Source organism: Gallibacterium genomosp. 1, assembly GCF_000771875.1.
Lineage (GTDB): Bacteria > Pseudomonadota > Gammaproteobacteria > Enterobacterales > Pasteurellaceae > Gallibacterium.
In genome coordinates, this window is the sequence record NZ_JPXX01000021.1 from 135,210 (window position 1) to 162,071 (window position 26,862).

Annotated in this window: 22 protein-coding genes, 1 pseudogene and 1 riboswitch; of the genes and pseudogenes, 10 read left to right on the forward strand and 13 right to left on the reverse strand. The window is 38.0% G+C overall.

All coding sequences use genetic code 11. From position 1 onward, the window contains the following. Positions 1–26: 26 nt before the first annotated feature. The 6 genes from gltB to JP36_RS08055 all read right to left on the reverse strand — a co-directional run bounded on the left by gltB (position 27) and on the right by JP36_RS08055 (position 10,273). Positions 27–4,493, reverse strand: a complete 4,467-nt coding sequence (gltB, locus tag JP36_RS08030) for a glutamate synthase large subunit (RefSeq protein WP_039173708.1) — start codon at positions 4,491–4,493, stop codon at positions 27–29. A 378-nt stretch (positions 4,494–4,871) separates the two neighbouring features. After that, positions 4,872–5,978, reverse strand: coding sequence for a Gfo/Idh/MocA family protein (locus tag JP36_RS08035; RefSeq protein ID WP_039133205.1), 1,107 nt, complete (start codon positions 5,976–5,978; stop codon positions 4,872–4,874). Positions 5,979–6,008: 30 nt separating this feature from the next. Next, on the reverse strand, positions 6,009–6,842 hold the full coding sequence (locus tag JP36_RS08040; protein ID WP_013745353.1) for a carbohydrate ABC transporter permease: 834 nt from the start codon (positions 6,840–6,842) through the stop codon (positions 6,009–6,011). 1 nt (position 6,843) lies between these two features. Next, the gene (locus JP36_RS08045) at positions 6,844–7,722 is read right to left on the reverse strand and encodes a carbohydrate ABC transporter permease (protein WP_039085900.1); all 879 of its coding nucleotides are present in this window, start codon (positions 7,720–7,722) and stop codon (positions 6,844–6,846) included. 73 nt (positions 7,723–7,795) lie between these two features. After that, positions 7,796–9,145, reverse strand: a complete 1,350-nt coding sequence (locus tag JP36_RS08050) for an ABC transporter substrate-binding protein (RefSeq protein ID WP_039173710.1) — start codon at positions 9,143–9,145, stop codon at positions 7,796–7,798. A gap of 27 nt (positions 9,146–9,172) precedes the next feature. After that, positions 9,173–10,273 (reverse strand): ABC transporter ATP-binding protein, encoded by a 1,101-nt coding sequence (locus tag JP36_RS08055; protein ID WP_039085896.1) that lies wholly within the window; start codon positions 10,271–10,273, stop codon positions 9,173–9,175. Positions 10,274–10,429: 156 nt separating this feature from the next. On the opposite strand from JP36_RS08055, the gene JP36_RS08060 reads away from it, so the two are divergent. Together JP36_RS08060 and JP36_RS08065 are read left to right on the forward strand one after the other, a co-directional pair. Then, entirely contained in the window at positions 10,430–11,152 is a 723-nt protein-coding gene (locus JP36_RS08060) for a FadR/GntR family transcriptional regulator (RefSeq protein ID WP_039173713.1), read from the forward strand. After that, positions 11,139–12,206, forward strand: a complete 1,068-nt coding sequence (locus JP36_RS08065) for a Gfo/Idh/MocA family protein (RefSeq protein ID WP_039173715.1) — start codon at positions 11,139–11,141, stop codon at positions 12,204–12,206. Before JP36_RS08060 ends, JP36_RS08065 begins: the two co-directional genes overlap by 14 nt. Positions 12,207–12,496: 290 nt before the next feature. Here the strand turns inward: JP36_RS08065 and JP36_RS08070 are convergent, their stop codons facing one another. The 3 genes from JP36_RS08070 to JP36_RS08080 all read right to left on the reverse strand — a co-directional run bounded on the left by JP36_RS08070 (position 12,497) and on the right by JP36_RS08080 (position 16,991). Continuing rightward, positions 12,497–13,930 (reverse strand): cytochrome-c peroxidase, encoded by a 1,434-nt coding sequence (locus JP36_RS08070; protein WP_039173717.1) that lies wholly within the window; start codon positions 13,928–13,930, stop codon positions 12,497–12,499. Positions 13,931–14,526: 596 nt separating this feature from the next. Next, positions 14,527–15,969 carry an SLC13 family permease gene (locus tag JP36_RS08075; RefSeq protein ID WP_231924151.1) on the reverse strand — a complete coding sequence of 481 codons (1,443 nt, stop codon included), beginning with the start codon at positions 15,967–15,969 and terminating at the stop codon, positions 14,527–14,529. A gap of 140 nt (positions 15,970–16,109) precedes the next feature. Beyond that, positions 16,110–16,991, reverse strand: coding sequence for a VirK/YbjX family protein (locus tag JP36_RS08080; protein WP_039173719.1), 882 nt, complete (start codon positions 16,989–16,991; stop codon positions 16,110–16,112). A 175-nt stretch (positions 16,992–17,166) separates the two neighbouring features. Here JP36_RS08080 and argA point away from each other — a divergent pair, with 175 nt between their 5' ends. The 5 genes from argA (at position 17,167) to JP36_RS08105 (ending at position 21,281) form a co-directional block, all read left to right on the forward strand. Further along, a complete protein-coding gene (argA, locus tag JP36_RS08085) occupies positions 17,167–18,492 on the forward strand; it encodes an amino-acid N-acetyltransferase (protein ID WP_209434486.1) in 1,326 nt (441 codons plus the stop codon). A 101-nt stretch (positions 18,493–18,593) separates the two neighbouring features. Then, a riboswitch (PreQ1 riboswitch) is annotated at positions 18,594–18,638 on the forward strand. Between the two features lie 2 nt (positions 18,639–18,640). Further along, on the forward strand, positions 18,641–19,315 hold the full coding sequence (queC, locus tag JP36_RS08090) for a 7-cyano-7-deazaguanine synthase QueC (RefSeq protein ID WP_039173724.1): 675 nt from the start codon (positions 18,641–18,643) through the stop codon (positions 19,313–19,315). Beyond that, positions 19,299–19,727 carry a 6-carboxytetrahydropterin synthase QueD gene (gene queD / locus JP36_RS08095; RefSeq protein ID WP_039173764.1) on the forward strand — a complete coding sequence of 143 codons (429 nt, stop codon included), beginning with the start codon at positions 19,299–19,301 and terminating at the stop codon, positions 19,725–19,727. The genes queC and queD overlap by 17 nt, the downstream gene beginning before the upstream one ends. Then, on the forward strand, positions 19,727–20,338 hold the full coding sequence (locus tag JP36_RS08100) for a 7-carboxy-7-deazaguanine synthase QueE (protein ID WP_039173726.1): 612 nt from the start codon (positions 19,727–19,729) through the stop codon (positions 20,336–20,338). Before queD ends, JP36_RS08100 begins: the two co-directional genes overlap by 1 nt. An 82-nt stretch (positions 20,339–20,420) precedes the next feature. Continuing rightward, positions 20,421–21,281: a phosphoribosylaminoimidazolesuccinocarboxamide synthase gene (locus JP36_RS08105; RefSeq protein ID WP_039173728.1), complete on the forward strand. Its 861-nt coding sequence runs from the start codon at positions 20,421–20,423 to the stop codon at positions 21,279–21,281. A gap of 111 nt (positions 21,282–21,392) precedes the next feature. Here JP36_RS08105 and ffh read toward each other — a convergent pair whose 3' ends face one another. Further along, positions 21,393–22,769: a signal recognition particle protein gene (ffh, locus tag JP36_RS08110; protein WP_039173730.1), complete on the reverse strand. Its 1,377-nt coding sequence runs from the start codon at positions 22,767–22,769 to the stop codon at positions 21,393–21,395. Between the two features lie 187 nt (positions 22,770–22,956). On the opposite strand from ffh, the gene JP36_RS08115 reads away from it, so the two are divergent. From JP36_RS08115 to JP36_RS08125, 3 genes are all read left to right on the forward strand, one after another. After that, positions 22,957–23,760 (forward strand): cytochrome C assembly family protein, encoded by an 804-nt coding sequence (locus JP36_RS08115; RefSeq protein ID WP_039094872.1) that lies wholly within the window; start codon positions 22,957–22,959, stop codon positions 23,758–23,760. 71 nt (positions 23,761–23,831) lie between these two features. Beyond that, entirely contained in the window at positions 23,832–25,094 is a 1,263-nt protein-coding gene (locus JP36_RS08120) for an HlyC/CorC family transporter (RefSeq protein ID WP_039173732.1), read from the forward strand. A gap of 213 nt (positions 25,095–25,307) precedes the next feature. After that, entirely contained in the window at positions 25,308–25,598 is a 291-nt protein-coding gene (locus tag JP36_RS08125) for a hypothetical protein (protein WP_039173734.1), read from the forward strand. Between the two features lie 59 nt (positions 25,599–25,657). Here the strand turns inward: JP36_RS08125 and JP36_RS11525 are convergent. The 3 genes and pseudogenes from JP36_RS11525 to JP36_RS08140 form a co-directional block, all read right to left on the reverse strand. Beyond that, positions 25,658–25,840, reverse strand: a pseudogene (locus tag JP36_RS11525) (integrase core domain-containing protein); the annotation flags it as partial. A 12-nt stretch (positions 25,841–25,852) separates the two neighbouring features. Next, complete coding sequence (locus JP36_RS08135) at positions 25,853–26,380, reverse strand: DDE-type integrase/transposase/recombinase (RefSeq protein ID WP_039173736.1); 528 nt, start codon at positions 26,378–26,380, stop codon at positions 25,853–25,855. Between the two features lie 110 nt (positions 26,381–26,490). Beyond that, on the reverse strand, positions 26,491–26,862 hold a 372-nt coding region (locus JP36_RS08140; RefSeq protein WP_209434484.1), incomplete at its 5' end, for a transposase.

Sequence of the window (26,862 nt, forward strand, 5' to 3'; positions counted from 1 at the left end):
CGGGATTTCTCCCGGACGATGGAAAATTACTGTGTTACCACACCAAGCTCATTGACGGTGCGGCGTTGATGCCCTAATAACGCATTGAGATCATTTGCTTTTGGCTTGACTAATACAAACTTATCAGCGAAATCACTCCAATTATTCAAAATGCGTTCTGCTAACGGACTATGTGTTTCATCGTGATGATGTACTAATAATCCACGCAAATGCTCTTGATAGATAGGCAATTCGACAATCGATAATCCCTCCACTAAATCAGGATTAATACGACTACGGAATTTACCATCAACATCAAGCACATAGGCAAAACCACCCGTCATACCTGCACCGAAATTAATACCAGTTTTACCCAACACACAAACTACTCCGCCAGTCATATATTCACAGCCATTATCCCCAATGCCTTCAACCACCGCAGTTGCACCAGAGTTACGCACTGCAAAACGTTCACCGACACGACCGGAAGCAAATAAACTTCCTCCTGTCGCACCATAAAGGCAAGTATTACCAGCAATTGTCGATAATTCAGCTTTGAAACTTACTCCTGTATGAGGACGAATAACAATTTTTCCTCCAGCCATACCTTTACCGACATAGTCATTGGCATCACCAGTCAAATATAAGCTCACACCGCCAGCTAACCATACTCCAAAACTTTGTCCAACTGTACCGTTTAAGCGAATATCCACTTTCTTGCGTGCGTGACCGTTATTACCATATTTATTCGCAATCATACCGGATAAGGTTGCACCGACAGAACGATCTGTATTATTAACATCAAAGGTCAAATCAAGATGCTGTTCATCGTTATAATCAAACGCATCACCAACTTCTTTCAAAATTGCTTTATTCAGTAATCCCTTATCCATAGGTGGATTACTTTGCGTACAATATCTTGCACTGCCTGCTGGCACTTGCGGTGCATACAACAATTTCTGTAAATCTAAACCGCGCTGTTTTGTGGTTTTCCCCTCAATAATCGTTAATAAATCAGTACGTCCAATCAAATCCGTTAATTTTTCAACACCTAATTTTGCCAGCCATTCACGCACATCCTGTGCAATAAATTTAAAGTAATTCATCGCTTTTTCCGGCAAGCCGTGATAATGCTCATTACGCAATTTTTCATCTTGAGTTGCAATACCGGTTGCACAGTTATTTAAATGACAAATTCTGAGATAACGACAACCTAATGCAATCATCGGCCCAGTACCAAAACCAAAACTTTCTGCCCCCAAAATAGCCGCTTTAATCACATCTAAACCAGTTTTCAATCCGCCATCAACTTGCAAACGAACTTTATGACGAAGATTATTTTCAACTAATGCCTGTTGAGCTTCTGCCAATCCCAGCTCCCAAGGAGAACCGGCATATTTCACACTGGATAACGGACTTGCTCCCGTACCACCATCATAACCAGCAATTGTAATTAAATCGGCATAAGCCTTAGCAACACCAGTTGCGATTGTGCCAACACCCGGTAAAGACACTAATTTCACAGAAATCAATGCCCTAGGATTAATCTGTTTCAAATCAAAGATCAACTGTGCCAGATCTTCGATTGAATAAATATCGTGATGCGGCGGTGGAGAAATCAATGTTGATCCGGGCACAGCATAACGCAATTGAGCAATATAAGGCGTTACTTTATCACCCGGTAATTGACCACCTTCACCCGGTTTTGCGCCTTGAGCAACTTTAATCTGAATCACATCCGCACTCATTAAGTATGCTGGTGTTACACCAAATCGACCAGATGCCACTTGTTTAATTCGGGAAACTTTTTCTGTGCCATAACGACGAGGATCTTCTCCGCCTTCACCTGAATTGGAATAGCCACCAAGACGATTCATTGCTATCGCCAACGCTTCGTGAGCTTCGGGACTTAATGCACCAATACTCATCGCCGCAGTATCAAAACGTTTATATAGATTTTCTGCCGGCTCAACTTTATCAACCGCAATCGCCTTGCTTTCATCAATATTTAATTGTAATAAATCACGGATAGTTGCCACTGGACGGTTATTAACGGTATCAGCATATTTCTGATAAATTCGATAATCACCACTGTTTACTGCCTGTTGTAAATAGTTCACTACCTCAGGATTATAAGCGTGATATTCACCGTCAGGTTTATACTTCAACAAACCGCCTGTCGGCAATGCTTGGCTTGCACGCCACGCATCACGTTGCAAACACTGCATATCCTGATCCAAATCAGCAAAAGAAGCACCCTCAATACGGCAAGTAATCCGTTTAAAACATAATTCAACAATCTCTTTATTAAAACCAACCGCTTCAAATAAATGTGCACAACGATAAGATGAAATAGTTGAAATCCCCATCTTGGAGATAATTTTATAAAGCCCTTTGTCAATTCCTTTGCGAAAGTTCAACAAAACAGTGCGTAGTGGTTTAGTAATCGCACCACCTGCCACCATTTCACTTAAACTTTCGTATGCGAGATACGGATAAACTGCAGTCGCTCCTAATCCTAATAAAACAGCAAAGTGATGAGGATTTCGCGCTGAACCAGTTTCAACAATAATATTGGAATCACAACGAAGATTTTTTTCTACTAAACGTTGTTGCACCGCACCAACAGATAGTGCCGCAGGAATCGGCACTCTAGACGGAGAAATTCCACGATCCGATAAAATCAGCAATACAGTACCGTTGCGAGCCGCCTGCTCGGCTCTGTCTGCCAACTCTTCTATCGCCTGTTTTAAACCAACCGATTTAGGCTCATAAGTTGCATCCAAAATTTCGTGTTTGTAATATTCCTGTGATAAACCGAGCAATTGCTGCATATCAGAATAAAGCAATACCGGTGATTTAAAATTTACACGATGAGACATCCCTTCCGTTTCAAAGAAAACACTCATCTCCTGACCAATACTGGTATTAAGACTCATCACGTGTGCTTCACGAAGCGGATCTATAGGTGGATTGGTAACCTGTGCAAAATACTGACGGAAATAGTCATAAATTACTCGTGGATGAGTAGATAACACAGCAAATGGTGTGTCATCTCCCATTGAACCAACTGCTTCTTGACCATTTTCTCCCAGTACACGTAATAAACTTTCTAATTCTTCTTTGTTATAGGCGAACTGTTTTTGATAAGTAAGGAGCTGTTGCGGTGAAAATTCCGCTTTGCCAACCTTATCATCTTCAATCTCTTCAAACGGCACTAAGCGGTGTACATTACGATTCAACCATTCACGGTATGGATGACGTTCTTTCAACTCTTTATCAATCTCTTGAGAATGAATTAATTTACCGTGTTCGGTATCGATGACCAACAACTCTCCCGGTCCGATACGCCCTTTCTCAATCACTTCATCCGGTGCATAATCCCAAATCCCCACCTCACTGGCGATTGTAATCAATTTATCCTGTGTGATGACATAACGTGCCGGACGTAAGCCGTTACGATCAAGATTACAAGCAACGTGACGCCCATCGCTCAATACAATTCCTGCCGGTCCATCCCAAGGCTCCATATGCATAGAATTAAAGTCATAGAATGCTCTCAAATCATCATCCATATCCGGATTATGTTGCCACGCAGGTGGAATAAGCAAACGCATTGCACGGAATAAGTCCATACCTCCGTTCACAAACAATTCCAGCATATTGTCTAAAGAACTGGAGTCTGATCCGGTTTCATTCACAAAAGGTGCAATAGTCTGTAAATCAGGAATAAGTGGAGTGTGATATTTATAAGCACGTGCTCTTGCCCACGCACGGTTACCGGAAATGGTGTTGATTTCACCATTGTGTGCTAAATAACGGAATGGCTGCGCCAATTTCCATTTTGGTAAAGTATTGGTTGAAAAACGTTGATGGAATAAACAAATCCCACTTTCCATACGTAAATCAGCCAAATCAAGATAGAATTTCGGCAAATCTTTCGGAATACATAAGCCTTTATAAATGATAATTTGGCTTGAAAAACTACAGATATAAAAATCAGGATGATCAATGCGGTTTTCGATACGACGACGCGCCATAAATAAGCGACGTTCCATATCCTTAATTCCCCAACCGGCAGGAACATTAACAAAAACCTGCTTAATTGCCGGTAAACTTACCGCCGCAATAGATCCCAATACGGCAGGATTAATCGCAACATCACGCCAAGCTGTAATTGTCAGCGTTTCTTTAGTTAATTCTTCTTTGATAATTGCTTGATATTGCTCGATCAACTGCGGATCTGTCGGGAAAAAGATCTGTCCAACACCAAAATTTTTATTTAATTTAAATCCCTGTTCTTCAGCAATAAAATGAAAAAAACGTTTTGGCATTTGCAAGTGTAAGCCACAGCCATCACCAGTTTTACCATCAGACAATACCGCACCACGATGCTGCATTCTAGATAAACCTAAAATTGCTGTACGCACAACTTTATGACTTTGCTCACCTTCAAGATGGGCAATTAAGCCAAAGCCACAGTTCTCACGAACTTCATCTTTGTTATAAAGCATATGGATTCCTTAATGTTGTGTTTGTTTTATTATTGTAAGAGGATTTTGAACATACCAAAAAATATCAACAGTGGCAAAATTTTTTTGATAAATTTTATCATATTTCTTCTTTTATTAATCTTTATCTTATTTTTAATCATTTTATTTATGGTTTAGTTAATAAATTCCATTTTAATTAGATGATAACTATTCTCAAATACTTTGATGTTTGAATATTAAAATTTCCCTTCAGTATCTCCTTGAGACAATCTCTTTTACCGAAAATAGTGTTAATGCCAAGTATTCATAGATCTATCAATCTGAAATCAAATTATAAAAAAATAGCCAACAACTCAGAGGTATTGTTGGCTATTTGATTAACGCAATGAAATTTACTGATTATGAATGCAGAATTTCACTTAATTCCACTTTTCGATTTTCATATCTGGATCTAGTACAAGCGTCTGCGGTGGCAATCGCCGCTCTTGCTGCCTCTCCAGTAAGCAATTTTTCAAATTCTTTACTTGGTTTCATACCGTGCATAATGTCATTTAAGTATTTCATTTCTTTACGCATTACGGAATTAAGCCAAAGCGGTGTACGTTTGCCAGGATGCCCATATTGAATTGCACCGTCCATTTCTGTACTGGTATAAATTCTGGTACGATCATCATCTTCTTCTTGGCTTTCGTGAATCAAAAAATGGCTATCTTTGCCGTCCACACGTAAAGTGCCACCACAATGGAACATATCCAATTTAATCGCACCTTTTTCCCCTTGAATCAGCACATAATGTTCTCCCCAGCGGAAAGCTGATCCCCATTCCAATACAGCAAATCTACCATCATCAAACTCAAGATTGAGGAATAACATATCATCTTCATCACCAAATTGTTCTCCTTGATGAGCGACATTTCCTGCTGTCATCGTAACCGTTTTCGGCATTCCCCCCATTAAAAATTGAACACAATCCAATTCGTGAATATGGTGATATAAATGTCCGCCTGATTTTTCTCTCATTTTTTTCCAAGAAATAGAAGGCTGAACATCCTCCCAACCATTACGTGCAGTATGGCAATAAAGTACTTTCCCGATCACACCTTGGTTAATCAACTCTTTAGCGTGATGCACGCCATTAAAGAAATTCATAATATGCCCTGCCATAAAGACTACGCCGTTCTCCTCGCAGGCTCTGACCATTTCATCGCAGTCTTGATAACTTAGTGCAATCGGCTTTTCACAAAAAACGTGTTTTTTATATTTTGCTGCAAGTAATACGGGTTCTTTATGTAAGTAATTCGGTGTTGCCACAATCACACAATCCACATCCGCACGAGATACTGCATCCTCTAACGAATCGGCTGCTTCACAACCTAATTCTTTAGCGACCGCTTTACCATTTTCTGGATCATAAACAACCACCACTTTTGCATCATCATTTTCATTCATAATTCTGGCTAAATCTGCACCAAAATAGCCGACACCAATCACAGCATAATTTGTCATTTTATTTCTCCTAAAAGAATAGATATAAGTTTATTTCACTGAGCCTTCAGAAAGCCCACCTGCAATTTTGTTCTGGATAAAGGTGAAGAACAGCACGGACGGCAATACAACCAAGACAGAAGCCGCCATCATATCACCCCAATCTAAAATCTCTGCACCATTTAATGAACGTAATGCTACCGCTACTGTCATTTTGCTCGTATCGTTTACTAAAATAAGAGCATATAAGAACTCATTCCACGCATTAATAAAGGTATAAATTGCCGTTGCTACAATGCCGGGCGCAACTAATGGCAATACAATTTTGAAAAACACGGTAAATTTATTTGCACCATCAATCCGCGCAGCTTCTTCAATTTCGATAGGAACGGTTCGGAAAAATCCAACCAACAACCAGACCGCATAAGGCACACTAAATGAGAGATAGACCACAATAAGCCCTGTCATTGTATTGGTTAGTCCAACTTTCGCCATTGCGATGGAATAAGGAATTGCCAATAGAATTGGTGGAAAAATATAGGTAGTAACCAATAATTTCGACATTACTGCCCCCAATTTCGGGAAAAATCGAACAATGCCATAAGCCGCCATTGCTGAAATGATGATAGCAATTAATGTTGTAATTAAGGCAATAACCAAACTATTTTGAATATTAACGATAAAATGTAAGTCGTTAATCACGTGTTCAAAATAGTCCAAGGTAAACACCTTTGGCCAAAAACGGGTGGGTTCACTGGTTAATTCACCTTTACCTTTGATAGAAGAAATGATAATCCAGACTAAAGGAAATACTGCAACTACTGTCGCAATTAATAAAAACAGATGTGCAACAATATCACCTAAAATAGATTTTTTCGTTTTCATTTTATTCCCCCTCTTTTTCCCAACGGCTAATCACTTTGAAATAGATAAAGCAAATAAGTAATAGGAAGATAAATAGCAGCACCGTTACCGCCGAAGAACGACCAAGCATTTTAGTTCCCCAGCCCATATTGTAGGCATAGATTGGTAATGTCATTGTTGAGTTAGCTGGCCCACCACCCGTGATGAGATAGATAATGTCAAAGTTGTTAAACACCCAAACCGTGCGTAACACCACTAATAATCCAATCACCACTTTGATATGTGGAAGTGTAATGTGACGGAACACTTGCCACGCATTTGCACCATCAATTTTGGCAGCCTCATATTGTTCTTGTGGTACGGTTTGCAAGGCGGATAAAACGTTCACCATAATCAGTGGTGCGCCAAACCAAACGTTAATAAACACCAAGCTGACAAAAGCCCAAGTACTATCAGAAAGAAAGTGCGGTGCAATATCCATTAATCCGAGTTTCACAATCATATTCGGCAAATAGCCGTATACACCGTTTAAAATCCATTGCCAAGAAAAGGCAATAACAATAGTTGGAAATGCCCACGGAATAATTAATAAGATTTTGTATAACCATTGTAAATGACGAATACGATGTAATGCCATTGCTAGCGCAAATCCTACTAATACTTGTCCAACCAAAGAAAATACTGTCCATAAGATCGAATTAGAAAATGCTAACCAAAAACTAGGATCGTTAATTACCGCTATATAATTATCAAATCCAACAAACTTCCAGTTCGGCATAATCAAATTCTTATTGGTAAAGCTGTAAAAAATGCTTGATAAGAATGGATAGACGAATAATACCGATACCACTATCATCGCGGGCAGGACAAAAATCCACCTTGTATAGTTTTTTTGATACATAAAACCCCCTTCTCAGTTACTGAGAATCTGTATCTACTTTGAGGATAATGGGCGGCAATGACCGCCCTAGAATTTATTGAGCAACCGTTTCAAATAAAGTATTTAGCTGATCTTCTGCTTTTTTAGCGGCTACCATCGGATCCGTGCCATTCACTACAATATCTTGGAACATTGCTTCAATAATGTGCTGATTCGTTAATAAACCGCCTTGTACGGTTGGCCCATATTCATACCCTATTGCAGTGCCGGTTTGTACTGCATCGGAAATCACTTTTTCTGCGTGAGCAAATTTCTTCACCATTGGGTTATCTTTATAAGCCGGTTCATTCGCAATATCTTTAAGAGCCGGTAACATTCCTACCGGAACTGAAGCAAGAAATTTAATATAACGATCCTTATCATAAAGAGTTTTAATAAAGGCTTTACTAATTTCAGGATGTTTTGAATGTTTCCAAACCACTAAAGGAATATTTGCTGTTTCCAAGCCATAATCAGGATCATTCACATCCATTTTTGGTACTGGGTAAGCATCAACAAAATCTAATAACTGTGGTGTATTCGCTTGAACACCGCCAATCTGGAAACCAGAGTTAAAATCAAACGCAGTTTTTCCTTGATAATACAAGGTCGCCTGTTGTAATACATTGTAGTTAATAGAATCTTTCGGTGAAGTTTCTTTATACATTTTCACCCAATATTTAATACCATCTTGTGGAATTTCACTGGTGAGGTCCACTTTTAGATCTTTAGTAAGCAAACTACCGCCACGGCTTTTCACATATAAATTCAAAAAGCGAGTTGCGATAAAATCATTCGTCCCCATTGGCACAGATAGACCATATACCCCATCTTTAGTTAATGCCTTAGCTGCCTGATACAACTCATCCCACGTTTTCGGCACGGATAATCCATTTTTCTCCAATAAATCTTTCCTAATCCACATCACTTGTGCGTGAGAATATAAAGGAAGAGAGTAATTATTCTCTCCTACAGTCCCTTCATTGATTGCAGCCGTAGAAAATCTATCTCGACCTAAATCATCAATCAAATCATTAATTGGAGATAATGCCTCAACATTAATCATCTCAACAACTTGATTCGGTAATGCTGTACTCAAATCCGGCACATTTCCTGAAGCTAATCCTGTTGTCCATTTGGTATAAAAATCATTCCAAGAAAAGGTTTCAATTTTAATTTTGACCTTCGGATTCTTTTGCATAAAGTCATTCGCTGCCTGTTGGATAATTTCCAAACGTGGTCCCTGAGTAAAAGAGTGCCACATCGTAATATCACCAGCTAACTCCGATGGTTCTGTACTCACATTTGTATTCGTAGTTTGTGATTTTTCATCTTTACAGCCATTTAGCACTAATGTGGCGAACACCACAGATGCTGCAACAGTTAATAATTTTTTGAATTTCATAACTCACCTCATATATATTAAGAGCGATTACAACAAGGCTTGCTCTGTGGTTGGATCAAAGAAATGAGCTCGCTTCATATCAAACGCAAGCGTGATTTGCTGCTCCATTTCAATTTTTTGCCGAGAATGGACGATCGCTTTTATCGATTGATTACCCAAACTGGTATGAACAATATATTCTGCACCTAACAACTCTGCGACATATACCGGTGCTGATACTCTCGCATTCTGATAAGAACCAAGTAATAACGGCTCATTAGAAACATTCTCGGGACGAATACCTAAAACGACCTCTTTACCCTCTTGACCTAGTGCCACTAGTTGCTGCCAGATTTCATCGGGAATAGCTAACTGATGATGATCCGCCGTCACAAAAGAGTGATTCTCTAACCATCCTTTTAAAAAGTTCATTGTGGGCGCCCCAATAAATCCGGCAACAAACAAATTAGCCGGTTTATCATAAATTTCTTTCGGCGTACCGATTTGTTGTACAATCCCTGCACTCATCACAACAATGCGATCTGCCATTGTCATTGCTTCGGTTTGATCGTGAGTCACATAAATCGTGGTCGCATTCAGTTTTTTATGAATCCGGATAATTTCTGCACGCATATTACTGCGCAACTTGGCATCTAAATTTGAAAGTGGTTCGTCCATCAAAAAGACCTTCGGTGAACGCACTATAGTTCTGCCTAAAGCAACACGTTGTCGCTGCCCTCCAGATAAAGCTTTCGGTTTACGATCCAGCAACTCATCTAAACCTAAAATAGTTGCTGCTTCACGCACTTTGCGGTCAATTTCCGCTTTATCAACGTTTCGTAATTTCAAAGCAAACGCCATATTTTCGTAAACAGTCATATGAGGATAAAGTGCATAAGATTGAAACACCATTGCGATGTCGCGATCTTTCGGCTCAACATCATTCACACGACGATCATCAATAGAAAAATCTCCTTCGGAAATATCCTCCAAACCAGCGATCATTCTTAATGTTGTTGATTTACCACAACCTGAAGGCCCAACTAACGCAATGAATTCTTTATCTGCCACTTCAAGATTAAAATCTTTCACAGCTTCAAAACCATTACGATAACGTTTATAAATATGTGATAAAGAAAGTGTTGCCATAACGTTTCCTTCTTCGTATTCAACTTAATATTTAACTGACAAAAAGTTAAAAATAAGCTACTATTTAAACAATATAGAGATAAGACATCATATCTCTAAAATTTAGAGATATGATGTCTTAAATTGCATAAATTTTCTGCGATAAAGATCACAAAAATGAAAAAATCAGAAAAAAAAGTAAAGAATATGGCCTTACAAGAAGATATTAAACAATTAATTCTTAATAAAGGTTTAAAAGCAGGCGATCTAATGCCTACTGAAAATGAGTTAATGGAATATTTAAACGTTAGTCGTTCCAGTTTAAGAGAAGCAGTTAAATCATTAGAAGCATTGCATATTTTAGATATTCGGCACGGTGTAGGAACTTTTATCAGCGAATCCTCACTTACACCGATGATTCAAAGCCTTGCTTTTCATACACAATTACAACTACAAAATAATATAAAATATTTATTAGATATCTTAGATATTCGTGAAATTCTGCAATATGGTTTTGCTCCGCTTGCTATTGCCAATATTAGTGATACAGAAGTCGATCAACTGCAACAGTTAAGCTTAGAATTACAACAATTGGCTAGACAAAACCTATTCTCTAGCGAACTAGAATATAAAATTCAACTACAGACCTATCAAGCAATAAATAATCCGCTTTTGTCACAATATCTAGACGCTTTCTGGCAAATATTCAATTTACAAGAGGAAAACTTGCCAACTATAACTCTCTCAGCTCAAGAGGTAGCGTTACACTATCGTGAATGGGTAGATGCTGTAGAGGCACGCGATATTAATCGTTTCCAACACGCCGTACTACTTTATTTTCGTACTCTACGTCAACGCTTACAACAAAAGGAAAAGGAAAAAGAAAATGGACAATATTAACGTTGCTCTTGTTGGTTGTGGCTTCTTCGGTCAACAACTTGCTTCTGTATTTAATAAATTACCCGCAAAATTGGTTGGTGTAACCGATTTACAGATAAACCTAGCGCAAAACATCGCCGAACAATACAAAACACAAGCCTATGCCGATTTAAATACATTACTTACTCAACAGAAAGTCAACCTCGTGCTTATCGCCACCTACAATTATAGCCATCGCCAACTTGCAGAAATTGCCATTCAAAAAGGTTGTGCCGTATTTATTGAAACACCTTTCACGATTAATGAACAAGATGCCCATCAACTGATACAAATGGCAAAAGAAAATAATGTACCGCTTTTTGTTGGACACTGTTTGCGTGTATTACCAGGATTACAACAAGCAAAACAATTATTAACACAACAAACATTGGGAAAAATAACAGTAGTACGAGCAAATCGCCAACGCTGGATAAATCCTATTTTTCAAAAAGATTGGTGGAAAAATGATATTCAACTAACTGGAGGAAAACTCTTTCATGAAATACATGAATTAGATTTACTTGCTTGGTTAATTGGTGAAGTTGAAGCTGTTTTTGCACAATCTACTAATCGAGCACATTTAGAAACGCCTGACCATCACGATATTATTCAATTATTGCTACAATTTAAAAATGGCGTTTTCGGATCTTTAGAAATGGGAACAGCGTATCGCTTGCCTAAATGGGATATTGCCATTCACGGTGAACTAGGCTCAATGATGATTAATTTCTTCACTTCCACCGTTACAATCACTTTCGCTAACGGCAAACGCCAACAATTTAATATGTATAACGAATTTGAGGCTGATCTATCTTTACGAGAAAGTAGTAAAGGGATCCAAAAATATGGTCAACCCAATGAACATTGCCCTTATTGGCTGACTCGTGCTGTAGAATTAGAAGCACAAAGTATTTTTGAACATTTACAACAACACAAAAACAGCATTCTTTGCGAACTTCCAGCAAGAGCAATTTGTATTGCTTCGGCTGCAACCCAATCTATTCAAAAGAAAAAATTAATTAACGTAAGATATTAAATCTCTTATTAAAATACCCATTAAGAAAACATTTTTAATAAGTATCAAACTACTAATTATTTATACAAACAAAACATACTGAATGCAAAACAACATTAAGCCAAACATTCTATTAATAGATTGAATGATAAAAACAAACCTACGATAAAATATCATAGGTTTGTCAATGGCTTGAATGGGTATTTAGCCTATTTTTACTTTTAGCTTTAATGATATTACGTTATCTATAATAGCTAAATGTTTTTCACTTTTACCTAGTTATACCTCGTTTTAGATTTCAACGGCAAGCTTTATTTTGTTGATTGAGAGGATTGTATATTCTCATTTGTTAACGGCTTTCCTTGGTATTCTCCCGTTAAACTATGTAAGAAATCAACAATATCGCTCACTTGCTCTTTTGATAAACTTACACCACTTTGATATTTCAACATCATTTCCACTGCTTGGGTTAAATCTTGTGCATTTGCATCGTGGAAATAAGGTGCGGTAAGTGCAACATTACGCAATGTAGGCACTTTAAAACGATGTTTATCATAAGGATTTTTCGTTTGTGCAAAGCGACCGTCATCTGCTTCTGTTAATGGTTTATTGCGATCAGCAAAATAATCTGCTTTTAATCCCATTAATTCATAAGATTGACCACCTAAATTAGTGCCAGTATGACAAGTATCACATTTATATTGGTGGAATAACGCATAACCATTTTTTTGTGTTGCAGTTAATGCATTTTCATCACCTTGTAAATAACGATCGAATGGACTGTTTGGCGTGATTAAAGTTTTTTCAAACTCTGCAATGGCATCAGTAATATTTTTTTCATTAAAACCTTCCGGGTAAATTTTTTCAAAGGCTTGTTTGAGCGACTCATCTTTGTTGAGATTATCAACAATTTGTTGCCAATTTTCTGCTCCCATTTCTACAGGGTTTAAAGGAGGCCCACCAGCTTGTTCGGCTAGATTTGCTGCACGACCGTCCCAGAATTGAGCAAAGTTGAAAACAGCATTATAGACAGTCGGTGCATTAATGCCTCCTTTCTGTCCTTTAATTCCGGTAGAAGTAGCAAGGTTATCCACACCACCCGTATTTAAACTATGACAACTAGCACAAGCAATCGTCCCATCGCCAGATAAGGCTGTGCTATGATAAAGCACGTTACCTAGCTCCACTTTGGCAGGATTAACCGGCAAACTTTGTGGCACAGGTTGTACAAAACGTTCTGCTGATGTACCAGAGGTGTTTGCAGGAAGTTGGTATTCTTGGCGAACTTTATGAATCCAATCAAGCAAGATTGCTTTCTCTTGCTCGTTTAAACCAGATCCCCAATGCACCATTTTGAAAGAATGAATAGGCATTTCGTTATTTTGGATCACGCTTTCAAGTTTCGCTAAATCCGCCGCAGAAATGCGTTGAGGTTGATTAAGATAATCGGTAATGTTATCCAACAAAAAATGGGATTGCCCTTGCTTAATATCTTTATCCATTAAACTGCTAGCGATAGGCAATTTTGCATAAAATGGCATATTAGCATTGTTACTATGGCAATATTGACAGCCATTATTATATAGCACGGTTTCAACGGCACGTTGCTGAGGATCAGTAATTTGGCTTTCTTGCAAACGGCGTTGTGTTTCTTGTTTATCAAAGTGGTGGATATATGCCACCGTCCCTAGATAAGCGACGGCACCTGCACCAATAAATGTAAATAACCACGATTGAGGTTTCATAAGATTCTCCCTTATAGAATAGAAAGTTAGAAATTATCGGCATAGTATTCATAATTATGGGTAAAAAAATATTGATAGAACTCAATAAATTTCATTGACATATCCTATAGCTCTAATAGGTATAGTTTTGTATAGTTATTAGTATGGAAAAGATGAAATAAAAAACACCGCACTTTTAAAGATAAAATTTAATAAATAAATTGTTTTTGATATAGAAATATTTTTATTCAAAGTAGAAAAAATTATAGTCGTCTCAATTTTCTATAGCTTAAATTTTAAACTCAACTGAAATATATAAAAAAGAAGTGTTCATTAATTTAATCTATTATTAAATTTCCAAACTCAATAAGGATTAAACAATGAACACTTATCATAAACATATTTCTAATAGACACGGAAAAGATAATGGTTTTACACCTTCAATAGCTCATAATAATCAAATAAATTACTATGGGGATATGTTAGAACAGTAAAAGAGCAATCAATGAAGTCGGAGATTTCAAGAAAAAAGTCGATGAATTCAATCATCGACCTCACGAATATTTAGATTAACAAACACCTTATACGGTATTACACGGAGTTTGACAACTCAAGAATTAATAAACCGCCATTATCACCATTACCCAAATAATACTAAGTGCCGGGCCGAGCAGACCAACGACAATACCGCCCAAGCGAAATTCCGCTTGACGAATTAAGCCAGTACTAAATGCAATAGCATTTGGTGGTGTTGAAACCGGTAAAAATAACGCACAAGATGCGCTTAACCCAATGACTAACGGCAAAATTGCCGGAGAAACATCACCGGAAAAAACTTTTAATAACGATAAGCCAACTGGAATTAAAATCGTGGTGGCAGCCGTGTTACTCATAAAGTTAGATAACACAACAGTAATAAATGCAAATAAAATCAACAACATCATAAAACTGATATGAACGTGGCTTAGTTGATTGACAAAATGCGTCGCAATTTTTTGCTCTTCAATCGCTAAACCTAACGCTAAACCGCCGGCAACCAGCATTAAGGTATCCCACGGCAATTTACGCACATCATCCGAATCAAGCACGCCAAGCATTGTTAAACCAACGATAGGAATACCTGAAGCGGCAGCGATCGGCATTCCGAACCATTTTGCTGTCAACCAGAAAAACAGTGTAATCGCCAAAATCACCAACACGATTGTTTTTTGCGTGCGATGTTCTTTTTCCTCTTCCGCTGTTTCCACTTCTTTAACTTCTTGCAGAAAATTAAATTCCAACTTCTCTTTTGCGCTGATACGGTAACGTTTAATCAGAACACGCCAAAAAACTAAAATCAGCACAACGGCAACCGGTGTTCCCATAAGCATCCATTCAAGAAAAGAGATGTGATAACCGATATTTTCCAATGCGCCGACAGCAATCGCATTCGGTGCTGAACCGATAATCGTTGCCATACCGCCAATCGAAGCCGCCGCCGGAATACCTAACAACAATGCACGGGAAATATTGGCTTTTTTATCCAATGTAACAAATAGTGGGCTTACAGTAGCAATCATCATTGCTGTGGTGGCAGTATTACTCATCAACATTGACATTACAGCCGTTAGCGTCATTAAACCAAGCAGAATATTTTGTGGATTTTTACCAAATTTTGGCAACATCTGTTTTAATAAGAGAATATCCAATTCGGTCTTTTTCATTGCTTCTGCTAAGAAAAAACCGCCTAAAAAAAGCCAAATTACACTATCTGACCAAGTTTGCAGATATTGCATAGCATTTTCTGCATCGCTTCGTCCCATAATTAAAACAAGAAAACCGATAATTAAAATACCGACTGAAAACGGAGGAATTGCTTCAGTTACCCACAGTGAAATAGCGAAAAAAATAAGAAACAGGACATAATTCTGTGTTTGTGTAAAAAGCGGATCACTCAACCAGTTCATCATTGCCCAACCAAAAAGCAGTGAAAAGATAAATAAACCGACCTTACTCTTCCTCACTTCCGCAATTGGATGCTTAGTGAAATTTTTTAGCGATGTATAAATCGAATCAGACATAACAACAAATACTCCAAACTACCTAATAATAACTTCGACTTATTATAGTAGAAAAAAGGGCAGATAACTCTGCCCTATATCACATTTTTAAACGCTAAATTATTGGAATAATTAACAATTTATTCATTTTTCTGAAACAGTCAACAATTTTCTTTGATTCCTCGCTCAATCTGCTCGAATAATTGGTAACGTTTCCGATACATCGACCGTTTTTTGCTCTGAATTTCTTCCAGTGGACGTTGCTCAACTTGCAACGGTAATTGCCAATATTTATCACCACGTTGCGCACCATTTTCTTGCCAAAATTCATCATAATTCATATAAATTTTTTTGCTGCCGTGCAGGCGAATTTTGGTTTGATAATGGTGAGGAATACCAACCAATTGCATTTGCCAATGTTGTGCCAACCATTTAAAACACTCCACCAATAAAAACATCGGACGCATACCGTGTAACTGTTTAGTTAAAGATTTGACGATGTCAGAGGCATTTTCACCTCGAGGGCCTTGTATACTGGCAATAAGTATTTGGTTATTCTCAATAAAAGCAAATGAAGCATCATAATAACGTTGCTCACTACCATCCTGAATATTGATGGAAAAATAGCCTTCATAAAAATCAATTTGATTTAAATTGAGATATAAGCCTAAACCATTTTCTAAATCAGCCAATTTAATTGAATTGTTCGCAATCAGTTGCCGGCAACGTTCCTCTCCTAACAAACGCTCCATTTGCAACAAGCTGTACTCAATTTGTTGCACACGCTGCTGTGCCGAAAAACGCTTATCACAATAATGAAACATTACACTGTGAAAACGGTGTTTCTGCCGTTGGAAAATCGGCAACCAAAGCGGATGTTGATTCAGAAACTGAATTAATTGATTACCTTGACGATATGTCAAAGTGCGACGTAAAAAATAGCGTAAAATATGGCGAATTTGCTTTAAAACACGTTGTTCCTGCCCCCAAGGATACATTTCACGCACAGTTGGAAAATGTGTAAATGGTTGTTGTTCTGTCATAATTTCTTTTTCATTTATCGTTAAATTGGGCGCTATTCTATGCAACTCAACTAAAAGAGTAAAATTGTATTACGCTAATTTGCAAACAAGTTAAAAAATTACCTTGCAAGCCGATAATAATTGCATATAAAATCATTTTTATTACATAATTATTCAAAAATAGGAAGTTAATATGATTCGCAGCACAGAACTTGTTCAATGGTTCCGTCAATCTACGCCTTATGTTACAGCACATAGAAATAAAACTTTCGTGATTATGCTTGACGGCAACACCACTTCCAGCCCTAATTTCAGCAACATTATTGACGACATCAGTTTATTACATAGTTTAGGCATAAAATTAGTGATTGTTTTCGGTGCCAGGAAACAGATCAACGATGCCTTGACACTCGCTCACATTGCAGAGCGTTATCACAAAAATATCCGCGTAACCGATCAGCAAACGTTGCATTTAGTTAAACAGGTTGTGGGCTGTCTGCAATTCGACATTACTGCTCGTCTTTCATTGCGAATGAACAATATTACGCATAACGGCGTACCAAATGTGGTCAGTGGTAATTTTGTCATTGCACAACCAATCGGCGTTGATGACGGTGTTGACTATCAGTTAAGCGGGAAAGTACGGAAAATTGATAGTGAAGGAATCAAACAACAATTAGAACGAAATGCTATTGTGGTAATTAGCCCTATCGGCGTTTCTGTTACCGGCGAAACCTTTAATTTGGCTTTTGAGGAATTGGCAGCACAAATTGCGATCAAACTGAAAGCGGAAAAAGTGATCGGTTTTTGCGAAAAACAGGGAATTATCGATGAAAATCAGCAAGTTATCGCCGATCTCACCCTACTTTCTGCAGAAGAGCATTTACGTCAATTCATTGCGAAAGATGCTTATCACAGTTCGGAGGCTCGTTTTCTACAAACCGCCTTGGAAGCCTGTTGTAACGGCGTGAAACGTGCGCATTTATTGAGCTATCTCGAAGATGGATCTTTGTTACAGGAGCTCTTCTCTCGTGACGGTATCGGAACACAAATCTCGTTAGAAAGTTCAGAAATTGTGCGGATTGCCAATATTAAGGATATTCCAAGTTTATTAGCCTTAATTCATCCGCTCGAACAACAAGGTATTTTGGTCAAACGTTCACGCGAACAGTTGGAAATGGAGATCGATCACTACACGATTATTGATCGTGATGGCGTGATTATTGCTTGTGCGGCATTAAATCCTTATTTTGAGGAAAAAATGGCGGAAATGGCTTGTGTTGTCGTCCATCCGGATTATCGCAACTCTTCGCGTGGCGATATTTTATTAAGTCATATTCAAAAACGCGCGATTGCCCTCGGCATCAAAAAGCTGTTTGTTCTCACCACTCGCACCGTACATTGGTTCCAAGAGCGGGGGTTTGAAATTGCTAATGTTGAAGATTTACCGCAAGAAAAACGTGAAAAATATAATTATCAACGCCGCTCTAAAATTTTAATTCAACCTTTAGAAGAAGAATAATTGACTCAAATAGCCTATTTCTCTGCAAATAGGCTATTTTCTCTACAAAATTTAAAATAATCTCGCATCTCCTCGATTTTTTCCTATAATATCCGCCTTGATTCACCGTGGTTCGCAAACCTCCCACGCAAAAAAACTAGGAATATTTATGCAAAACAAAAAAGCGATCGTCATTTTTTCCGGCGGTCAAGACTCCACGACTTGTTTACTACAAGCCCTACAAACCTACGGCAATGGCAATGTTGAAGCCATTACTTTTCACTACGGTCAACGTCATAGCATTGAATTGGACAAATCGCGCTGGATAGCCAATGATCTCGGCGTGAAACAGACCATTCTCGATCTCTCTTTAATGCAGTCCATTACTCACAATGCGTTGATGGATAACAACGAAACCATCCAACAAAAACAGGGTGAATTGCCTAATACTTTTGTCGATGGTCGTAATGCGCTGTTTCTGCTCTATGCGGCAATCTATGCCAAAGGTCAAGGGATTAGCGATATTATTACCGGCGTATGCGAAACCGATTTTAGCGGTTATCCCGATTGTCGCGATGTTTTTATTAAGTCAATGAATGTGACCCTCAATTTAGCAATGGACTACCGTTTCAACATTATTACACCATTAATATGGCTGACTAAAAAAGAAACCTGGGCTTTAGCGGATCAATTAGGCAGATTGGAATATGTGATGCAACACACGCACACTTGTTACGAAGGTGTCGAAGGCGGCTGCCACCACTGCCCAAGCTGCTTATTACGAGAAAAAGGCTTAAACGAATATTTAGTGGAAAAAGAGGCAAAAAATGTTGAAAGTCGCTAAAGAATTCAGTTTTGATATGGCGCATTTATTAGACGGTCACGACGGCAAATGCCAAAATCTTCACGGACATACCTATAAATTACAAGTTATCGTCAGCGGCGAAACTGAAAATAGCGGTGCAAAAAAAGGAATGGTGATTGATTTTGCTGATTTAAAAAAAGTAGTCAACGATCTGATTATTTCTCCAATGGATCACGCATTTATTTATGACCAAAGCAGTGAACGAGAAATTAAAATAGCTCAATTATTACAACAACTTAACTCAAAGACCTTTGCTTTACCGATGCGTTCTACCGCTGAAAATTTAGCTCAATTTATTTTTCAACGCTTAAAGGAAAATGTTGGTTTTCATCTTCATTCCATTCGTTTATGGGAAACGCCCACCTCCTTTGCAGAATATGGTGAAGAGTAATGAAAACTGAATATGCTATTGTTGAAATTTTTGAAAGCCTTCAGGGAGAAGGCTTTAATACCGGAATGCCTGCTATTTTTATCCGTTTCGGCAAATGTAATTTAGCCTGCCCTTGGTGTGATACCGATTATCAAACCTTTTCACTGATGACACTACAACAGATTGCCAATCAAGTTACTTCTTTTACAGCAAAAAATATCATTATTACTGGCGGTGAACCGACTATTCAACCAAATTTAGAAAAATTATTAAGCCATTTCAAAAAGTTAGGTTATTACCTAGCGATTGAAACCAACGGTTTAAAACCGATTCCACCGCAAATTGATTATATTGCTACCAGTCCGAAACGTCTGTATCGTCACAAATATCAACAACGCGGTATCACTCACGCTGATGAGGTGAGAATTGTGAATGATGACAAAAATATCCAGCTCTTTTGCCAAGAAATTGCTAAAAAAATTCAAGCAAAACATTATTATCTTTCGCCTTGTGAACAACAGGGAGAAATGAATCTACTGGATACCATTCGTAAGTTAGGACAACTTAATGAAAATACTGATATTAAATGGCAGCTTAGTATTCAAACACATAAATTAGTTGGGATTGAATAAAATAAGCAATCGATTGCGTGAAAGTTTGCATAAATAAGCGTATAATTCTGCTCAGTTTTTTATCACAACAGGTATCTTAATTATGCAAACAATCAGCCTAAAGAAAATTTATTCTGGTAAAGTTCGTGATCTCTATGAAATTGATGACAAAAGAATGTTGATGGTAGCTTCTGACCGTTTATCCGCATTTGATGTTATTCTTGATGATCCAATTCCACGCAAAGGGGAAATACTCACTCAAATCTCAAATTTTTGGTTTAACAAACTTGCTCATATTATGCCAAATCATTTCACAAGCGACACTGTATATGATGTTTTACCTGAAGCAGAAGCAAAGGCTATCGAAAAACGTGCTGTTGTTTGTAAACGTTTAACGCCTATCAAAATTGAATCTATCGTTCGCGGTTATTTAACCGGCAGCGGTTTAAAAGATTATCAAAAAACAGGTTCTATTTGTGGTTTAGTATTGCCGAAAGGTTTAGTTGAAGCCAGCAAATTGCCTGAACCAATTTTTACCCCATCAAGCAAAGAAGAGATTGGTAATCACGATATCAATATCAGTTACGCCGAATGCGAAAAACTCATCGGCAAAGATTTAGCAGCACAAGTGAAAGAAAAAGCAATTGCTCTTTACACTACTGCTGCGAAATATGCTTTAACTAAAGGCATTATTATTTGCGATACTAAATTTGAATTCGGTTTAGATGAAAATGGAGTATTAACACTGATGGATGAGGTGTTGACTCCGGATTCAAGCCGTTTCTGGTCAGTTGATAGCTATCAAGAAGGCATTAATCCACCATCATTCGATAAACAGTTTATTCGTAACTGGTTGGAAAACAGTGGTTGGAATAAACAACCGCCTGCTCCGAAAGTGCCTCAAGAAATTATTGATCAAACTGTAGCAAAATATCAGGAAGCGTTTGATCTGTTAACAAAATAAATAGCGTTTTTCATAAAAAATCTGCATTTTAAATTAATAAAATGCAGATTTTTATAAGAGCGGATGACTATTTCTGTTCTCCTACATCATCTTTCATCCGTTTTTTTAACTTTAACGTCTGAACAATCCGCCCATTCCTCCAAGACCGCCCATTAATCCTTGCATTCCTCGCATCATTTTCGCCATTCCACCTTTACGCATTTTTTTCATCATTTTTTGCATTTCTTCAAACTGTTTCAGCATACGGTTCAGATCCTGCACTTGTGTGCCTGAACCAGCAGCAATACGGCGTTTACGTGATCCTTTAATAATGGCAGGATTTCGACGTTCTTTAAATGTCATCGAATTGATCATTGCTTCCATTCGTTGGAACATTTTGTCATCTACTTGATTTTTCACGTGATCTGGTAAATTCTGCATTCCCGGCAATTTATCCAACATTGACATCATACCGCCCATTTTTTTCATTTCGAGCAGTTGTTCACGGAAATCTTCTAAAGTGAAATCATCCCCTTTTTTAAATTTCTGTGCCATTTTCTCGGCTTTTTCCTGATCAACATTACGTTGTAAATCTTCGATCAAAGAAAGCACATCGCCCATACCGAGAATACGAGAGGCAATTCGTTCCGGATAAAATGGCTCTAAAGCATCGGTTTTCTCCCCCATACCGAGGAATTTAATCGGTTTACCGGTAATTTGACGAATAGATAACGCCGCACCACCACGTGCATCCCCATCCACTTTGGTTAAAATCACACCGGTTAAAGGCAATGCCTCATTAAATGCTTTAGCTGTATTGGCGGCATCCTGCCCGGTCATTGCATCAACGGTAAACAAGGTTTCAATCGGGTTAAGCACTTGATGGATCTGTTTAATTTCATTCATCATCTCTTCATCAACGTGCAAACGACCGGCAGTATCGACAATCAATACATCAAAAAACTTTAATTTCGCTTCCGCCAAAGCTGACTTAACAATCTCTACCGGCTTTTGCGAAGCATCAGACGGATAAAACGTTGCATTAACACTCTGTGCCAATGTTTCCAACTGTTTAATCGCCGCTGGGCGGTAAACGTCGGCAGAAACCATCATCACTTTCTTTTTATGACGCTGTTGCAAAAATTTAGCCAATTTAGCGACACTGGTTGTTTTACCAGCCCCTTGCAAACCAGCCATTAAAATCACAGCCGGCGGTTGTGTTGCAAGGTTAAGCGTTTCATTGGCTTCACCCATTGCCTTTTCAAGCTCTGCTTGAACAATTTTGATAAATTCTTGCCCCGGTGTCAGGCTTTTATTTACTTCAACACCTAAAGCACGTTCTTTAACCTGATTAATAAATTCTCGAACAACCGGTAACGCTACATCTGCTTCCAACAAAGCCATTCGCACTTCGCGTAATGTTTCTTTGATATTATCTTCGGTTAAACGACCTTTGCCACTAATGTTACGCAATGTTCTTGACAAACGATCTGATAAATTCTCAAACATAGAAAATCCTGATTCTGAAACGGAGTGTTAACAATGACAATCTAAAAAACACTCAAAAAATAGATAAAAACAGTGGGCATTATACCGAAAATTTGCCTGTTTTCACCATTTACACATAATCCTATGGAAAAATTCATAGAAAACTGCTAACTTTTTAAGGCTTATGTTTTTTTAGAGAGCAAAAATTATGTTGTGGATCGGCGTGTTAGCTATCGTTGCTTATTTAAGCAGTATCTTATTAATTACTCCGGTATTAATGAAAGTCCAACAGGGAGAAACCAGCAATATCACTCGTTCAGGAAAGCAGTGGGTTTTTCATAGTGCGATATTAGCAATCGTATTGCATTTGATTGGATTAATGAACAGTTTCTTCGTTGCTGGTGGGCAAAACTTTACTCTATTCAATGTTTCTTCATTAATTTCCGTCTTAGTCAGCCTTGTAGCAACATTAGCAATGTTGCGTACCAATACATTTTGGTTTGTGTTACCTATCGTATACTGTTTTTCCGTAATAAATATTGTCGGAACCACATTTTTCCCCGGTAGCTTCATCAAACATTTAAGCGAAAACAATGGCTTATTATTCCATATTGCATTAGCACTTTTTAGTTATATTGTCTTTGCCATCAGCACTTTATACGCATTGCAACTTGGTTGGTTAGATCGCAATTTGAAACAGAAAAAAATGACTTTTTCTCCAATGATCCCATCGCTTATGAAAGTAGAAAAACAGCTGTTCCAACTGCTGATTTTAGGGGAAGCATTACTTACTATAACTTTGATCAGCGGTAGCATTTACCTGCCAAACTTCTTTTCAGCGGATCAAATTCAAAAAGCGGTTTTCTCTTTCATCGCTTGGATTATTTTTGCAATTTTATTATTAGGTCATTACAAATTACATTGGCGAGGAAAAAGAGTGATCATTTACACAATTTCAGGTATGATTTTGCTCACTTTCGCTTATTTCGGCAGTCGTTTGATTGTGATGTAAATGAAATTTAGGTGGCGTATTTATCAATAATATAAGTACGCCGAATGATTGACTTAATATAGGATTTTATTTTGGACAGTATCCCCATAAGTACATTATTTTTTCTGTTAATTTTGTTACTTATTCTTTCAGCCTATTTCTCAAGTTCAGAAACCGGCTTGCTTTCATTAAATCGTTATCGTGTACGTTATCTTGCAGATAAAGGGAATCGAGGGGCTCAAAAAGCCGAGAAATTATTAAAGAAAACCGATATTCTTCTAAGTTTTATCTTAATTTTTAATAACTTAGTTAATATTATGGCGTCTGCTCTCGCCACAATGATTGGTCTACGTTTAGGTGGCGATGCCGGCGTTGCAATTGCTACAGGCGTTTTAACTTTTGTGATGTTGGTCTTTTCTGAGATTTTCCCTAAAACTGTAGCTGCGATTTACCCAGAAAAAATAGGCTTTTTTAGTAGCCATATTTTATCAGTACTGATCAAAATTTTTCTTCCATTAGTCTATTTTGTTAACTTCTTTACTAACGGATTGATGCGTTTAATTGGTCTAAAACTGGATATTAAATCACACTCCATTAGCCCCGAAGAATTACGAAGCATCGTAAATGAATCAGGCAAATTTATTCCTCGAGCTCACCAACAAATGTTACTTTCTATTTTAGATATGGAGAAAGTCACTGTTGAAGATATTATGGTGCCTCGCAATGAAATTAGTGGCATTAATATTGAAGATGATTGGAAATCGATTATGCGTCAATTAAATCACGCTGCTCATAGCCGAATTGTTTTATACAAAGAAAATATGGATGAAAATGCACTGGGTATCTTACGTGTTCGTGAAGCCTATCGTTTAATGACCAATACCAATGAATTTACCAAAGAAACCTTAATGCGCGCCGCTGATGAAATTTATTTTATTCCTGAAGGCACGACTTTAAATGCACAATTATTAAATTTTAAAAATAATAAAGAGCGTATCGGTTTAGTTGTTGATGAGTATGGCGATATTAAAGGCTTGGTTACGTTGGAAGATATTTTAGAAGAGATTGTCGGCGAATTTACCACCTCTAATTTGCCATCTATTGAAGATGAAGTTCAACCTCAATCAGATGGCACTGTTATTATTGATGGTTCAGCGAATATCAGAGATTTAAACAAAATGTTTAATTGGCATCTCGACACTGATGATGCTAGAACGTTCAATGGATTTATTCTGGAACATTTGGAAGATATTCCACAAGAGGGTACAGAATGGAAAATTGGCAATTTAAAAATTAAGATTCTGGAAGTCAGTGATAATATGATTAAACAAGCTAAAGTGAAAAAGTTAAGTTGATTGTTTAGAAGATAAAAATACCTGCTATGGCAGGTATTTTATCTGTAGAAAATCAAACCAAATATACACTAAACTTACCACCCCATTGATAGTAAACCCCATTATAATTTCCTTTCTCATTTCGCAGTGCTACACTAAAAGGTATTTCCATGAGGCTAGAACATTGGTTGTGGTTCCCAGTGCTACACTTCCGATTTGCCTAAAGAGCCGTTAATGTGGGATGTTGGTGTAAGGATAGGCGCAGCGTTAAAACAGGCTTATCTATCTGAAAGCAAATCAACAACAACGGAAGAGCGTTTATCATCATCACATAAACCGCACCGACCGCATATTAGGAAAGCGCATTGGCACGGTTTTAGAAGCGGCAAAATGAAAGATGAAAACGGTAATTTAATTCCGGCGGATAAGCGCAAGTTTGAATTAAAGTGGTTACCGCCAATGGCGGTTAATGTTGATTATGATATTGAATTTCCGGTAGTTATACACAAAGCAAAGGTGCATTAATGGGAAATAGTAACACAGAACACAGTAAAAATTTAAGACGCATGTAGTGATCCACTAAATCAGCAGTCCCTAATAGGTTTTTTCGCTAAAACTGGCGGTAATCCTTGATTATAGCTATGCGGTCTCACCCTGTTATAGTAAAACACATACTGTTTAATGTCTTCCTTGGCTTCATCTAATGAAGAATAACCGCCCTTTAACATCCATTCATATTTAAAACTCCTAAACCAACGTTCCATCGGTGCATTATCCCATCAATTTCCTCGGCGACTCATACTTTGTATCAAACCATGCTGTTTCACACATCGTATAAATGACTCACTCCCATAAATACTGCCTTGGTCTGAGTGAAACAACATCTTCCTCGTTCTTTCCGTTGTCAGCATCGCATGATTTAATGCTTCCACCACTAACCTTGAATTATGCTGTTTCTGCAATCGCCAACCAACCACTTGACGCTGCGCCAGGTTCATCACGATTGCTAAATAATGCCATTCCCCCTGTACCTTCAAATAGGTGGTATCACCGCATAACACCGTTGTGTCAGCGCATGGACTAAATTGCCGATTTAACACATTATTAAACAACGTGGACGCTTGCTCTGACGTGCCTGTCCGCCAACGTTTTTGCGGCTGTTTACTGACTAATCCTTGCTGTTTCATCAGCTGTCGAATCAAGGCTAATCCTACCTCAATACCCTTACTTTTTAATCTCGCTTTTAACGTCCGCTTTCCGGCTGAACCACGACTTTCATCAAATAATGCCTTTATCTTTACCGCCAATCCTAAATGTTTATTGGGCTTCGCCTACCGCTTTCTCCGGGCATAGTAAGTTCATTCTGAAAACGAAAATAGCGCACAAACCCGTTTTATTCCATACGATTTTAATGCCTTTACCGTTTGGTAGCGTTGCGCTCGAGTGACATAAAAATCGCGGTAGCCTTTTTTAAGATTTCTTTATCCTCTTCGAGAATTTTAATGCGTTGTTCAAGCTCTCGTATCCGTTGCTGTTCCGGTGATAAGGGCTTCGTTCCGGGCAATACATAGCCTTGTTTTTCTGCTTGGACTTGTTTTATCCAACGACGTAATGCCGTTTCGCCTATCCCTAATTCCGAACAGGCTTGGGCAACAGAATAACCTTGCTCGGTGACTAATTTTACCGCGGCAACTTTGTAGTCCGGGCTAAATGTTCTTCTCATCTTAATATCCTCTTTTTGTGATAGTTTACCACCTATTGAGGACTGCAAAATTAGTGTACCACTACA